Annotated in this window: 13 protein-coding genes; 5 read left to right on the top strand and 8 right to left on the bottom strand. The window is 73.6% G+C overall.

Features of this window, described 5'->3' with window-relative positions; genetic code table 11:
• The first annotated feature begins 30 nt into the window (after positions 1–30).
• Positions 31–504, top strand: coding sequence for an SRPBCC family protein (locus KBY47_RS06605; RefSeq protein ID WP_210919998.1), 474 nt, complete (start codon positions 31–33; stop codon positions 502–504).
• A 34-nt stretch (positions 505–538) separates the two neighbouring features.
• On the opposite strand, the gene KBY47_RS06600 is transcribed toward KBY47_RS06605, so the two are convergent.
• Positions 539–1,654 carry a PLP-dependent cysteine synthase family protein gene (locus tag KBY47_RS06600; protein WP_210919997.1) on the bottom strand — a complete coding sequence of 372 codons (1,116 nt, stop codon included), beginning with the start codon at positions 1,652–1,654 and terminating at the stop codon, positions 539–541.
• A gap of 384 nt (positions 1,655–2,038) precedes the next feature.
• On the opposite strand from KBY47_RS06600, the gene KBY47_RS06595 reads away from it, so the two are divergent.
• Together KBY47_RS06595 and KBY47_RS06590 are read left to right on the top strand one after the other, a co-directional pair.
• Positions 2,039–2,359 (top strand): hypothetical protein, encoded by a 321-nt coding sequence (locus KBY47_RS06595; protein ID WP_210919996.1) that lies wholly within the window; start codon positions 2,039–2,041, stop codon positions 2,357–2,359.
• 206 nt (positions 2,360–2,565) lie between these two features.
• Positions 2,566–3,030, top strand: coding sequence for an ATP-binding protein (locus KBY47_RS06590; RefSeq protein WP_210919995.1), 465 nt, complete (start codon positions 2,566–2,568; stop codon positions 3,028–3,030).
• Between the two features lie 294 nt (positions 3,031–3,324).
• On the opposite strand, the gene KBY47_RS06585 is transcribed toward KBY47_RS06590, so the two are convergent.
• The 4 genes from KBY47_RS06585 to KBY47_RS06570 all read right to left on the bottom strand — a co-directional run bounded on the left by KBY47_RS06585 (position 3,325) and on the right by KBY47_RS06570 (position 7,791).
• Complete coding sequence (locus tag KBY47_RS06585; RefSeq protein ID WP_210919994.1) at positions 3,325–5,886, bottom strand: ABC transporter permease; 2,562 nt, start codon at positions 5,884–5,886, stop codon at positions 3,325–3,327.
• On the bottom strand, positions 5,883–6,641 hold the full coding sequence (locus KBY47_RS06580) for an ABC transporter ATP-binding protein (RefSeq protein WP_210919993.1): 759 nt from the start codon (positions 6,639–6,641) through the stop codon (positions 5,883–5,885). Before KBY47_RS06580 ends, KBY47_RS06585 begins: the two co-directional genes overlap by 4 nt.
• A complete protein-coding gene (locus KBY47_RS06575; protein ID WP_210919992.1) occupies positions 6,638–6,919 on the bottom strand; it encodes an SHOCT domain-containing protein in 282 nt (93 codons plus the stop codon). Before KBY47_RS06575 ends, KBY47_RS06580 begins: the two co-directional genes overlap by 4 nt.
• Before the next feature lie 161 nt (positions 6,920–7,080).
• Positions 7,081–7,791 carry an SDR family NAD(P)-dependent oxidoreductase gene (locus KBY47_RS06570; protein ID WP_210919991.1) on the bottom strand — a complete coding sequence of 237 codons (711 nt, stop codon included), beginning with the start codon at positions 7,789–7,791 and terminating at the stop codon, positions 7,081–7,083.
• Between the two features lie 101 nt (positions 7,792–7,892).
• Between KBY47_RS06570 and KBY47_RS06565 the strand changes: the two genes are divergently transcribed.
• Positions 7,893–8,732 (top strand): helix-turn-helix domain-containing protein, encoded by an 840-nt coding sequence (locus KBY47_RS06565; protein WP_210919990.1) that lies wholly within the window; start codon positions 7,893–7,895, stop codon positions 8,730–8,732.
• A gap of 4 nt (positions 8,733–8,736) precedes the next feature.
• Here KBY47_RS06565 and KBY47_RS06560 read toward each other — a convergent pair whose 3' ends face one another.
• Positions 8,737–9,975, bottom strand: a complete 1,239-nt coding sequence (locus KBY47_RS06560; RefSeq protein ID WP_210919989.1) for an ROK family protein — start codon at positions 9,973–9,975, stop codon at positions 8,737–8,739.
• Positions 9,976–10,077: 102 nt separating this feature from the next.
• Here KBY47_RS06560 and KBY47_RS06555 point away from each other — a divergent pair, with 102 nt between their 5' ends.
• Positions 10,078–11,214, top strand: a complete 1,137-nt coding sequence (locus tag KBY47_RS06555) for a methyltransferase (RefSeq protein WP_210920179.1) — start codon at positions 10,078–10,080, stop codon at positions 11,212–11,214.
• Here KBY47_RS06555 and KBY47_RS06550 read toward each other — a convergent pair.
• The gene (locus KBY47_RS06550; protein ID WP_210919988.1) at positions 11,195–12,058 is read right to left on the bottom strand and encodes a ketose-bisphosphate aldolase; all 864 of its coding nucleotides are present in this window, start codon (positions 12,056–12,058) and stop codon (positions 11,195–11,197) included. The genes KBY47_RS06555 and KBY47_RS06550 overlap by 20 nt on opposite strands.
• Positions 12,046–12,948, bottom strand: a complete 903-nt coding sequence (locus KBY47_RS06545) for an SIS domain-containing protein (RefSeq protein WP_210919987.1) — start codon at positions 12,946–12,948, stop codon at positions 12,046–12,048. Before KBY47_RS06545 ends, KBY47_RS06550 begins: the two co-directional genes overlap by 13 nt.
• Between the last annotated feature and the right edge of the window lie 70 nt (positions 12,949–13,018).

The following is a 13,018-nucleotide window of genomic DNA, read 5'->3' as shown; positions in this document are numbered from 1 at the left end:
ACTCCGGCACCGTACAAGGGGGTTACGCCCATGGCTCGCCGTCTGCGTCCGGTGGGGCTCGACTTCGTCCGGGAGGCCCCCGTACGGCTGGTCTTCGCCCGGGAGATCGCGGCCGCCCCGGAGGCGGTGTACCGCGCGCTCGCCGAGGACACGGCCGGCTGGCCCGAGTGGTTCACGGCGGTGACGTCCGCGCGGGCCGACGAGGGCGGCGGCGGCCGGGAGGTACGGCTGCGGGGCGGGACCCGGTTCCGGGAGACGGTCGTCGCCGCCGAGGCACCCCAGGTGTACGCCTACCGCGTGGACGTCACCAACGCGCCCGGCGTGCGCGCGCTGGTCGAGGAGTGGCGGCTGACGCCCGTGGGCACCGGCACGCGCGTGCAGTGGACGTTCGCCGCGGACGGTCCCGCACCCTTCCGCGTCGTGCTGCGGCTCGCCCGCGCGGGCCTGGGGCAGGCCTTCCGGGAGGCGGTCACCGCGCTGGACCGGCGGTTGGCGGGGCGTTGAGGGGCGCGGGCCCGGCCGGGAGCCGTCCGGCGCCTCAGTCCGGCCACACTCCCGTCGCCAGCAGGGAGTCGACGGCCGCCGTGTACGGGGCGATGTCCAGGCCCTGTGCGGCCAGCCAGGCGTCCGAGTAGTACTTGTCGAGGTAGCGGTCGCCCGGATCGCACAGCAGGGTCACCACACTGCCCGTGCGGCCCTCGGCGACCATCTCGGCGACGAGCTTCAGGGCGCTCCACAGGCCCGTGCCCGTGGAGCCGCCCGCCTTGCGGCCGATGGCCCGCTCCAGCGCCCGCACGGCGGCCACGCTCGCCGCGTCCGGCACCTTCATCATCCGGTCCACGGCGCCCGGCACGAAGCTGGGCTCCATCCGGGGGCGGCCGATGCCCTCGATCCTGGAGCCGCTGTCACAGGTGACGGTCGTGCTGCCGCTGGTCCAGCCCTCGAAGAAGCAGGAGTTCTCCGGGTCGGCGACACAGATCCGGGTGTCGTACTGCATGTAGTGGACGTAGCGGGCGATGGTCGCGGAGGTGCCGCCGGTGCCCGCCGTGGCGACGATCCAGGCGGGTTCGGGGTAGCGCTCCAGGCGCAGTTGGCGGAAGACCGACTCGGCGATGTTGTTGTTGCCGCGCCAGTCCGTGGCACGCTCCGCGTAGGTGAACTGGTCCATGTAGTGGCCGCCGGTCTCCGCCGCGAGACGGGCGGACTCCTCGTACATCGTCCGCGGGTCGTCGACGAAATGGCAGCGGCCGCCGTGGAACTCGATCAGACGGATCTTCTCGGCGCTGGTCGTGCGCGGCATCACCGCGATGAAGGGAACACCGGTCAGCTTGGCGAAGTACGCCTCCGAGACGGCCGTCGAACCGCTGGACGCCTCGATCACCGGGCGGTCGGGGCGGATCCAGCCGTTGCACAGGCCGTAGAGGAACAGGGAGCGGGCGAGGCGGTGCTTGAGGCTGCCGGTGGGGTGGGTGGACTCGTCCTTGAGGTACAGATCGATGCCCCAGTGCTCGGGGAGCGGGAAGTGCAGCAGATGCGTGTCGGCGGACCGGTTGGCGTCGGCCTGCACCTTGCGGACGGCCTCTTTCAGCCAGCTGCGGTACGCGGCGTCGCTGCGGTCGACGTCGAGGGTTCGGGCGTGCTGGGGACTGGTCACGGCAAGGCTCCTCGGGGCTGCGCGCCGACGGCGCGTCGCGCGGCCGGTACCCCGATGATATGCATCCGGCGCACGCTTCTCACCTGCATAAACGCATCTTTGGGCGCCTCAAAGGACACCCTGGGTCACCCCCGTGGACGATGACTCAGCGCCGACTCAAGCGGAATCGCGACGACTCCAGAAGACTCCAGAAGACTCAAGACAGCTCAAGGGGGCGGACGGGGGGCGCATTCGCGTGAGTGCTTCGGGTGGTACGGGAGTCGGCCGTCCTGCGCACTGGCATTCACCTTCGGTGGCGTGCAGACTGCACCGAGTCAGGACGGCGCGGAGCGCTACCCGTGCGGGAGCGGCTGAGCGGAAGGCGTGACGAGGGGGCGGGAGAGCATGGCGGAGCCGGAGTTCACGGCCATGGGCGTGCGGATCGGCAAGGGCCTGCGCTCGCTCACCCGGGCCGGACAGGTGCGGATCAGCGACGGCAGGGTGGAGTTGCTGACCAGCTACGGCAGTGAGATCGACAGCGCGCCGGTGCAGGCGGTGCGCGCGTCGAAGCCGTGGTTCGCCTCGGACGACCGGGCACTCGCCGACCTCAACGGCACGCGGTACCTGCTCACCCTGGGCGACCGCGACCCCGCGCCGGGCGAGCCGGGGCCACCCGCGGCGCGCCGGTTCATCGAAGCCGTACGGCGGGCGGCGGGACGCGGATAGCCGCGCACGCGGGACGCCTGCGGTCATGCGCGAGTTGCGGTGCCGGACCCCTTGCGTCACGCTGGTTCCACGTCACTCTGGGTTTACCGGCGATAACGCTGCGAACCAGCCCGCCGGCCACGACAGCAGGCGGCCGTTTGGCATCAAGCACCCTGCTGGATCCGTCCTCAGTGTTCTTCCGGGCCTCACGTCGGGGAGTCGCAGCCGTGATCAGTCACCCGAGCAGGCAGTGCACGGTGGAGCTCCAGGCTCTGCCGTCGCGGATCGGCCAGGTCCGCAGAATCCTTTCTGCGCAGTTGCGCTACTGGCACCTGGACCAACTGATAGACCGGGCGGCGCTCGGTGTGACAGAGCTGTTGACCAACGTCCACCGGCATGCCCAGCCCGACAAAATATGCACCGTGGAGATCGAGCTGCTGCTCGACCGCCTCACCGTCTCGGTACGCGACCACGACCCCCGCCTTCCCGTGGTGGAGGACGCCCCGGACCTGTCCACCTGCGGGCGGGGGCTGGCGATGGTGGCGGCGATGAGCGAGAGCTGGGGGGCTCGGCGGGACGCCTCGGGGAAGGTGGTGTGGTTCACGTTGCCGACCGGGGTTTCGGGGGCGCCGGGGGTTGAGCTGGGGCTCGCTGAGGTGGGGGAGGTGGAGGCCGCGGGGGTGGCCGGGTGAGGCGACGGCTGCTGTGCCGGGGCCGCGTCAGGCGCCACGACCAGTGCCGTGCCGAATGTCTGGCTCGGTCGCCTGCGGGGCGCCCGCGCCGGTGTCGAGAGCGTGATCGTGCTCAGCCCTTCGGGCCTCCGCGCTCTCCCAAGCTCTCGGCTTCGCTCGAGCAGGGAGGTACCCCCATCGCTCTCGACACCGGCGCGCCCCTTCGGCTCCCTCGCGGCCGGCGCGTGGGGAGAGTGGGGGTTGGTGGGCTCGCGCCGGGGGTTGAGGGCTGCTCGCCCGCGCTGTCTGGTGGGGTTACTCGGTTGCTATTGCCCTCAATACGTCCAGGCGGGCTGCCCGGCTCGCTGGGCGTAGGCCCGCCAGGGCCCCGGCCGTGAGGCCTACCAGGATGACGATGGTGAGTTGGAGGGGTGGGAGGGCGAACGCGAAGTCGGTGTCGCTGGTGCCGTCCGACGCCCTCACCAGGACCCAGCCGAGGAAGGCGCCCAGGGCGAGGCCTCCGGTGGTGCCGAAGGCGGCCACCAGGACGGACTCCCAGCGGACCATGGCGCGCAGTTGGGCGCGGGTCTGGCCGACGGCCCGCAGCAGGCCCAGTTCTCGGGTGCGCTCGTGGACCGCCAGGGTCAGGGTGTTGGCGATGCCCAGGAGGGCGATGAGGACCGCGAGGGCGAGCAGGGCGTAGACGAGGGTGAGCATCATGTCGATGCCGCCCGCCGAGGACTGGGCGTACTCGTCGCGGGTCTGGACGTCGGGGTTGCCGTAGTGGGCGGTCACCTGTTCCACGGCCGTCCTGCCGTCGGCAGCGGTGACGCCGTCGGCGAAGGTGACGGCGACGAGGGTGTCGGCGTCCTGGGTGCGGTGCGGGGCCCAGGCCTCGCGGGTGATGACGTAGTCGCCCGCCAGTTCGGACTGGCCGTAGACCGCGCGGACGGTGAAGGTGCGGGTGTCACCGTCGGTGAAGGTGAGGCGGGTGGTGTCGCCGAGGGTCAGACCTTGGCGGGCGGCCTCCTTGGCGGTGATGGCGATGCCATCGGGGCCCAGGGTGCGCAGGGAGCCGTCGACCTCGCCCAGGTCGAAGGTGCGTTGCAGAGCGGTCGGGTCGGTGACGGTCAGGGCGCGGCCCGCGCCGTTCACCTCGGCGACGCCCCGGCCGAGCCCTACGGCCGTGTCCACCTCGGGCAGTTCGGCGATGGCACCGGCGAGGCGGGGGCTCAGGCCGCTGCCGCCCGCTCCGAAGGAGGGGGTGCTGACGGCCACGTCGCCCGCGAAGGAGCGGGACACCGTCTGGTCCATGGTCGCCTTGAGGGAGGCGCCGAAGACGGTGAAGAGGGAGACCACCGCCACGCCGATCATGAGCGCCCCGGCCGTGGCCGCGGTGCGTTTGGGGCTGCGCAGGGCGTTGCGGCGGGCCAGGCCGCCCGTGACGCCGCGCAGTCGGGCCAGGGGGGCGCCGAGCAGGCGTACGGCTGTCGTTGCCGCCACGGGGCCCAGGACCACGAAGGCGGCCAGGGCCAGGGCCGCGCCGGTGCCCGCGAGCCACACCGACGGGGAGAGGAGGGTGCCCGTGAGGGACAGGGTCAGTGCGAGCGCGAGCAGGGTGGTGCCGGTGGCGGCGCGGATGCGGGAGGCGGCGGAGGTGTCGACCGCGGTCTCGCGCAGTGCCGCCAAGGGGGCGGTGCGTCCGGCGCGCAGGGCGGGGAGGAGGGCGGAGCCCAGGCAGACCAGCACTCCCACGGCCAGCGGGAGGAACAGGGAGAGGGTACTGATCACCAGCTCGCTCTCGGGGAACGGGAAGCCGATGGCCGGGAAGAGGGCTTGCAGGCCGGCCGCGATGCCGATGCCGCCCGCGAGGCCGGCGGTCGAGGCGAGGAGGGCGACCGTGCCGGCCTCGGTGAGGGTGGCCGCGGTGATCTGGCGGCGGGAGGCGCCGAGGGCGCGCAGCAGGGCGTTCTCGCGGGTGCGCTGGGCGACGACGATGGCGAAGGTGTTGTGGATGGAGAAGGTGGCCACCAGGAGGGCCACACCGGAGAAGACCAGGAGGAAGGTGGTGAAGACGCCGAGGAACTGACTGGAGATCATGTCGGTGTTCTCCTGTGCGGCTTCCTCACCGGTGATGGCCTCGACGTCCGGGGGCAGTACGGCCGTCAGGGCGTCGGCCAGTTCTCGCCCGTCGGTGCCGGGGGCGGCACGCACCTGGATGCTCGCGGCCTGGCCGGGGCGGGCGGTGAGGTACTTCTCGGCGTCCGCGCGGGTCATGCCGGTGTAGGTGACCTGCGCCATGCCGTCCTCGCCGCCGAAGGTCGCCAGTCCGACGACGGTGACCTGGACGGGGTCGGGGGTGCGGAGGGTGGTGGTGTCGCCGAGGTGGAGGTCGCCGCGCTCGGCGGCGCCGCGGTTGACGACGACCTCGCCGGACCGTTCGGGTGCGCGTCCTTCGGCGAGTTCGTACGGGTTCAGCTCGGGGTCGGTGATCCAGTTGCCCGCGAGGGTGGGTGGGCCCTGGCCGCCTATCGGTTCGCCGTCGGCGCCGACGAGCTGGCCCGCGCCCTCGATGCTGGGGACGGCGGACGCCACTCCGGGGACGTCTTCGATCGTGCGTACGAGGGTGGTGTCGACGGGGGCGCGGACCCCCTGGCTCTCCCCCGGTGTGGTGATGGCGTCGGCGCTGCGGACGACGGCGTCGGTGCCGCTGGTGGCGTTGCCGAACATGCTGTCGAAGCCGGAGCGCAGGGTGTCTCCCATCACCAGGGTTCCGGCAAGGAAGGAGACACCGAGGAACACGGCGAGGAAGGTTCCGGCGAAGCGGCGGCGGTGGGCGCGCAGGGCGGAGACGCTCAGGCGCAGGGAGGCGTTCATGAGCGCACCTCCCGGGCGTCGAAGGCCTTCATGCGGTCCAGGACCTTGTCGGCGGTCGGGGCCGCCATACGGTCCACCAGGCGCCCGTCGGCGAGGAAGACGACCTCGTCGGCGTGGGCGGCGGCCACCGGGTCGTGGGTGACCATGACGACCGTGCGGGCGGTCCGGCGCACCGCGCGGCCGAGCAGGCCGAGGACCTCCTCGCCGGAGCGGGAGTCGAGGTTGCCGGTGGGTTCGTCGGCGAAGACGACGTCCGGGCGGCCCGCGAAGGCGCGGGCCACGGCGACGCGTTGCTGCTGGCCGCCGGAGAGTTCGGCGGGGCGGTGGTGGAGGCGGTCGCGCAGGCCGACCACGTCGATCAGCCCGTCGATCCACTCGGTGTCGCCGCCTCGGCCCGCGAGGTCGAGGGGGAGGCGGATGTTCTCGGCGACGGTCAGGGTGGGCACCAGGTTGAAGGCCTGGAAGACGAAGCCGACGCGGTCACGGCGCAGCAGGGTCAGCCGGCGGTCGTCGAGGGCGCCCAGTTCGGTGCCGCCGATGTGGGCGGTGCCGGAGGTGAGGGTGTCGAGACCGGCGGCGCAGTGCAGCAGGGTGGACTTGCCGGAGCCCGACGGGCCCATGATGGCGGTGAAGCGTCCGGCCGGGAAGTCGACGCTCACCCCGTCCAGGGCCCGTACGGCGGTGTCGCCGGTGCCGTAGACCTTGACGGCGTCGACGACCCGGGCGGCGATCTGTGCGGGGGCGGTGGCGGTCATGCCGCACCGCCCTTGCCCTTGCGGCCGAACTGCTCGTCGAGGACGGACAGTCGCCGCCAGTACTCGTCCTCGTCGATCTCGCCGGAGGCGAAGCGGTTGCCGAGGACGGTGAGCGGGGAGTTGTCGTCGGCGGCGGGGCGCCACGGGCCGCTCCGGCCGCGCCACACGGTGCGGCGCAGCAGGGTGATGCCGCCGACGATGACGGCCGCCCAGAGGAGCGGGAAGAGCAGGATCCACGGGCCCGGCCCGCCGTCGCCGAGGTGTGCCAGGGTCTGCATGTCGACTCATCTCCCGAGGGGGTTCGGACGGTGTTTCGGTGATGTCTCGACAGTGGCTCGCGGGACGGGGCCGGGTCGTCGTACGGCCAGCGGCAGTGCGGGTACCTCCCGGGGAGTACGCGGGGCGCGTCCCGGTACTCCCCGGCCGGTCTGGAGGGCGGCTACCAGGGCAGGGGGCCGTCGGCGGAGAAGTAGCCGCCGGTGGGGCCGTCGGGGGCGGTGAGCGCCATGCGGACGATGATCCCGGCGCCCTCCTCGACGGTCTGGGTGCCGGTGCGGCCGTTGAGGTCGGTGGCGGTGTAGCCGGGTTCCACGGCGTTGATCCGCATCGTCGGGAAGGCCTTCGCGTACTGCACGGTGATCATGTTGACGGCGGCCTTGGACGCCGGGTAGGCGACTCCGGGGTAGCCGTACCCGGGTGTGTCCGGTGTGGTGGCGCCGGTCAGCGAGGCCAGGCCGCTGCTGACGTTGACCACCACGGGGGCGGTGGAGCGCCGCAGCAGGGGCAGGAAGGCGTGGGTGACGCGGACGACGCCGAGGACGTTGGTGTCGAAGACGGTGCGCATCATGTCGGCGGTGACGTCGGCGGCGCCGATGACGGTGTTGCCCGGGCCTCGGCCCTCGGTGCCCGCGTTGTTGACCAGGACGTCCAGGGCTCCGGCCTCGGCCTCCACGGTCTTGACGGCGGCGGCCACGGAGGCGTCGTCGGTGACGTCCAGGAGGAGGGGCCGGGCGCCCAGCCGTTCGGAGGCCCTGCGGCCCCGTTCCGCGTCGCGGCTGCCGATGTAGACGGTGTGTCCCTCGGCGATCAGTCGGCGGGCGGTCTCGTGGCCGAGGCCCTTGTTGGCTCCGGTGATCAGTGTGGTCGTCATGTGTCCACGGTGCGGCGGCTCCGGGCGGTCGGCCAGGAGTCCGGTCTTCCTGGGACTCGCGGTACCAGGAACGTTCGCGGGCGCCGGTGTTGACTGGGGGCATGACTGGTTCGGAGTTCGGGCGGGCCGTACGGCGCTGGCGGGACCGGGTGGCGCCGGAGGCGGCCGGGCTTCCCGCGGGCGGGCAGCGGCGGGCGGCCGGGCTGCGGCGCGAGGAACTGGCGCTGCTGGCCGGGATCTCCGCCGACTATGTGACCCGGCTCGAACAGGGGCGGGCGGTCAGTCCGTCGGCGCAGGTCGTGGAGGCGCTGGCGCGGGCGCTCAGACTGGCCGTGGACGAGCGGGCGTTCCTGTTCCGGGCGGCCGGGCTGGTGCCGCCGGGGCCGGAGCGGGTGCCCGCGTACCTCACGCCGAGCGTGCGGCGCCTGTTGGACCGGCTGACCGGGACGCCGGTCGCCGTCTTCGACGCGGCGTGGACCCTGCTGCTCGCCAATCCGCTGTACGCGGCGCTGATGGGTGACCCGTCCGGTTGGCGCGGCCACGAGCGCAACGGTGTGTGGCGCAACTTCGTCGGCGCGGGCGGCCGGGTGCGGCAGACCGCCGAGCAGCGGGACGCCTTCCACACGGCGCTGGTGGCCGATCTGCGGCAGACCGCCGGACGGTATCCGGACGATCCCGGTCTACGGCGGCTGATCACCGAGTTGCGGGACCGCAGCGCCCGGTTCGCCGAGCTGTGGGACGCCGGTGCCGTGGGGCGGCACGACGCCTCCCGGAAAACGGTCGACCATCCGCAGGTGGGCCCGCTCACGCTGGACTGCGATGTGCTGACGGTGTCCGGCAGCGATCTGCGGATCATGGTCTACACCGCCGAGCCGGGCACCGGGGACGCCGAACGGCTCGCGCTGCTCGGTGTCCTCGGCACCCAGGCGCTGGTCGACTAAACGGTCAGGTGAGGGCGGTCAGCGGGTCGTCGAGGACCGGCTGCCAGGCCAGTTCCGCGGCGCCGACCAGGCTGTTGTGGTCGAGCGTGCAGGCCAGGATGGGGACGCCGCCGCTGCGGCCCCACAGGCTGCGGTCGGCGACGACGGCGCGCAGTCGGTCGGGGTCGGTGTCGAGGAGGGTGCGGTGCAGGCCGCCGAGGATGATGCGGTCCGGGTTGAGGATGTTGACCAGCCCGGCGAGGCCCAGGCCGAGGCGGTCGATGAGGGCCTCGGCGGCGGTGCGGACGGCGGGGTCGGCGTACTCGTGGCGGAGCAGGTCGATGGCCTGCTGGAGGAGGGAGACCTCGGGCCCGGGGTCGCGGCCCGCCGTGGTGAGCAGGGCGAGCGGGTCGGCCTCGACGTCCAGGCAGCCGCGGCTGCCGCAGTGGCAGGGGCGGCCCTCGGGGTTGACGGTGAGGTGGCCGACTTCGAGGGCGAGGCCCGAACTGCCGGTGTGCAGGCGGCCGTCGAGCACCAGCGCGCCGCCGACGCCGCGGTGCCCGGTGGCCACGCACAGCAGGTCGCGGGCGCCGCGTCCGGCGCCGTGCCGGTGTTCGGCGAGGGCGGCGAGGTTGACGTCGTTGGCGGCGAAGGCGGGGCCGGTGATGCCCGCCGTACGGACGCAGTCGGCGAAGATCTCCCGTACCGGGGCGCCCGCGGGCCAGGCGAGGTGCAGGGGGTTGAGGGCGAGGCCCTCGGGTTCGGCGACCGCGGAGGGCACGGCGAGTCCGGCGCCGACACAGCGGCGGCCGGTCCGGCGCAGGAGGTCGGCGCCCGCCTCGACGACCGAGCCGAGGACCTTCGCCGGGTCGGCGTCGACGGTCTCGCAGCCGGGCGCGGTCGCGACGATCCGGCCGCCGAGGCCGACCAGGGCGGCGCGGAAGCCGTCGGCGTGCACCTGGGCGGCGAGGGCGACGGGGCCGTCCTCGGCGACCTCGAGGCGGTGCGAGGGGCGGCCCTGGGAACCGGCGGCGGCGCCGGGCCGGGCGTCGACGCGGATGAGGCCGAGGGCTTCCAGTTCGGCGGCGACGGCGCCCGCCGTGGCGCGGGTGACGCCCAGTTCGGCGGTGAGGACGGCCCGTGTGGGTGCCCGTCCGGTGTGCACCAGCTCCAGCGCGGGGCCGAGCGCTCCGCGCCCCCGGTCAAGCCGCGTTCTCGAGGTGGTCCCTTCCCCCGCCTGCCGGGGGTCCGCCTTGCCGCTCATGAGGGCGAGTCTCCCATGATCCGCAATCCTCTTAGGTCCCACCCGCACACCACCGGTGCTGAGCCGGCGCTCGGCTAGCCTGGACGCACGATGAACGACCGTATGACGACGCCCTGGGGCGGCGACCTCGCGCTGACCCGTTTCCCCGAGGACCCGCGGGACCGCCTGCGTGCCTGGGACGCCTCCGACGAGTATCTGCTGAGACACCTCGCGGCCGAGGGCGTGCCGCTGTCCGGCACGGTCGTGGTCGTCGGCGACCGCTGGGGCGCGCTGGTCACGGCGCTCGCGGAGCACGCGCCGACGCAGATCACCGACTCCTTCCTGACGCAGGAGGCGACCCGTGCGAACCTCGCCCGGGCCGGTGCCGAGCCGGGTGCGGTGCGGCTGCTGACGACGCAGGATCAGCCGCCGGAGCGGATCGACGTGCTGCTGGTGCGGGTGCCGAAGAGCCTGGCGCTGCTGGAGGACCAGCTGCTGCGGCTGGCTCCCGCCGTGCACGCGGGCACGGTCGTGGTGGGCACCGGCATGGTGAAGGAGATCCACACCTCCACGCTGCGGCTGTTCGAGCGGGTCCTCGGGCCGACCCGGACCTCCCTGGCGGAGCGGAAGGCGCGGCTGATCTTCTGCGCGCCCGACCCCGCGCTCGCGCGCCCCGGCAACCCGTGGCCGTACAGCTATCCGGTCCCGGAAGGGCTCGGGGCGGTGTCGGGGAGCACGGTCGTCAACCACGCGGGGGTGTTCTGCGCCGACCGGCTGGACGTCGGCACCCGGTTCTTCCTCCAGCACCTGCCGGACACCCGTGGTGCCCGCCGGGTGGTGGACCTGGGCTGCGGCAACGGGGTCGTGGGGATGGCGGTGGCGCTGGCCGACCCGGCGGCCGAGGTGCTGTTCGTGGACGAGTCGTTCCAGGCGGTGGCGTCGGCGGAGGCGACGTACAAGGCGAACGGGGTGCCGGGGCACGCCGAGTTCCGGGTCGGGGACGGGCTGGCCGGGGTGGCGTCGGGCAGTGTGGACGTCGTGCTGAACAATCCGCCGTTCCACTCGCACCAGGCGACGACCGACGCGACCGCGTGGCGGATGTTCACCGGCGCGCGGCGGGCGCTGCGGCCGGGCGGTGAGCTGTGGGTGATCGGCAACCGGCACCTGGGGTACCACGTGAAGCTGCGGCGGCTGTTCGGCGACAGTGAACTGGTGGCGAGCGACCCGAAGTTCGTGGTGCTCAGGGCGGTGAAGAGGTAGCGAGCGTGCGGACGACGTCCGTCACCGTGCGGGCCATCGCCTCCCGGCCGACGCCGAGGTAGGCCCGGGAGTCGGCGGCCTCGGGGTGCTCGTCGAGGAAGCGCCGGATCGCGCCGGTCATGGCGAGGTTGAGGGCGGTGCCGATGTTCACCTTGGTGATGCCGCCCGCAACGGCCGCCCGCAGTTCGCCGTCGGGGAGGCCGGAGGAGCCGTGCAGGACGAGGGGGACGTCGAGGGTGGCGGAGAGCCTCTTGAGCAGGCCGTGGTCGAGGGTGGCGGTGCGGGTGGTCATGGCGTGGGTGCTGCCGACGGCGACGGCGAGGGCGTCCACTCCCGCGTCGGCGACGAAGGCGCGGGCCTGGGCCGGGTCGGTGCGGGTCCCGGAGGCGTGCGGGTCCGGCGGGGGCTGGCCGTGCTTGCCCCGCACCTCCCCCAACTCGGCCTCGATCCACAGCCCCTGGGCGTGCGCCCAGTCGGCGGCGGCCCGGGTCGCGGCGAGGTTCTCGGCGTACGGCAGCCGGGCCGCGTCGTACATCACGGAGCTGAACCCGGCGTCCGCGGCCTGCCGCAGCAGGGCGTCGCTGTGCACGTGGTCGAGGTGCAGGGCGACGGGTACGGCGGCCCGTTCGGCGGCGGCGACGGCGGCGCGGGCCAGTGGCAGGAGGCGTCCGTAGCGGAACTTCACGGCGTTCTCGCTCACTTGGAGGACGACGGGTGCGGCGGCGGTCTCGGCACCGGCGATGACGGCTTCGACGTGCTCCAGGGTGATGATGTTGAAGGCGGCGACCGCGCGGTGGTCCGCCGCGGCGGCGGTGACGAGGGAGCCGGTGGTCACGAGGGGCACGGTCGGCCCCCGTCCGGGTCGCGCAGCACCACCGAGCGGGTGAGGTGGCGGGGCCGGTCCGGGTCGAGGCCGCGGGCGGCGGCGACGGCGAGCGCGAGGCGCTGGGCGCGGACCAGGCCGGCGAGCGGGTCGAGGCCGTCGTGGATCCAGTGGGCGCCGGTGGCCCGTACCTGGGCGGCGAGGCCTTCGGGGGCGGGCCCGAGCATCCAGGTGGCGGTGGTGTCCGCGGCGATGCTGATGGGGCCGTGCCGGTACTCCATCGCCGGGTAGGCCTCGGCCCAGGCGAGGGCGGCCTCCCGCATCTTCAGGGCGGCCTCGCTGGCCAGGCCCACGGTCCAGCCCCGGCCGAGGAAGGCGTACTGCGTCCGGTCCACGGCGGGCGGTTCGGCGGTGAGCGCGGTGCGGGCGTCGGCGACGGCCGCGTCGGTGTGCAGGCCCAGGTGGGCGCGGAGCACGGTGAGGGCGCTGGTGGCGAACCGGGTCTGCACGACGGAGCGTTCGTCCGCGAAGTCGAGGACCACGAGGTCGTCGGCGACGGCTGTGACGGGGGTGCGCGGGTCGGCGGTGATGGCGGTGGTGCGGGTCGTGCCGCGCAGGCCTGCGAGCAGGTCGAGCACTTCGGTGGTGGTGCCGGAGCGGGTGAGGGCGACGACCCGGTCGTAGGAGCGGCGGCGGGGGAACTCGGAGGCGGCGAACGCGTCCGTCTCGCCCTGCCCCGCCGCCTCGCGCAGGGCGGCGGCCGACTGTGCCATGAAGTACGAGGTGCCGCAGCCGACGATCGCCACCCGCTCCCCCGCATCCGGGAGCACGGCGCGCCGCGCCTCGGCCGTGTCGGCGGCGCGCCTCCAGCAGTCGGGCTGGCTGTTCAGCTCTTCCTCGGCATGGGGCATGCCGTGCCCTCCCCTGAATCCTGGAGCCTGAAGTCCCTGGATGCTCTTTTCTGCAAGATAGCGCCGACTT

Source organism: Streptomyces sp. B93 (assembly GCF_018070565.1).
Classification (GTDB): domain Bacteria; phylum Actinomycetota; class Actinomycetes; order Streptomycetales; family Streptomycetaceae; genus Streptomyces.
This window is presented reverse-complemented; position numbering and strand designations above follow the sequence as displayed.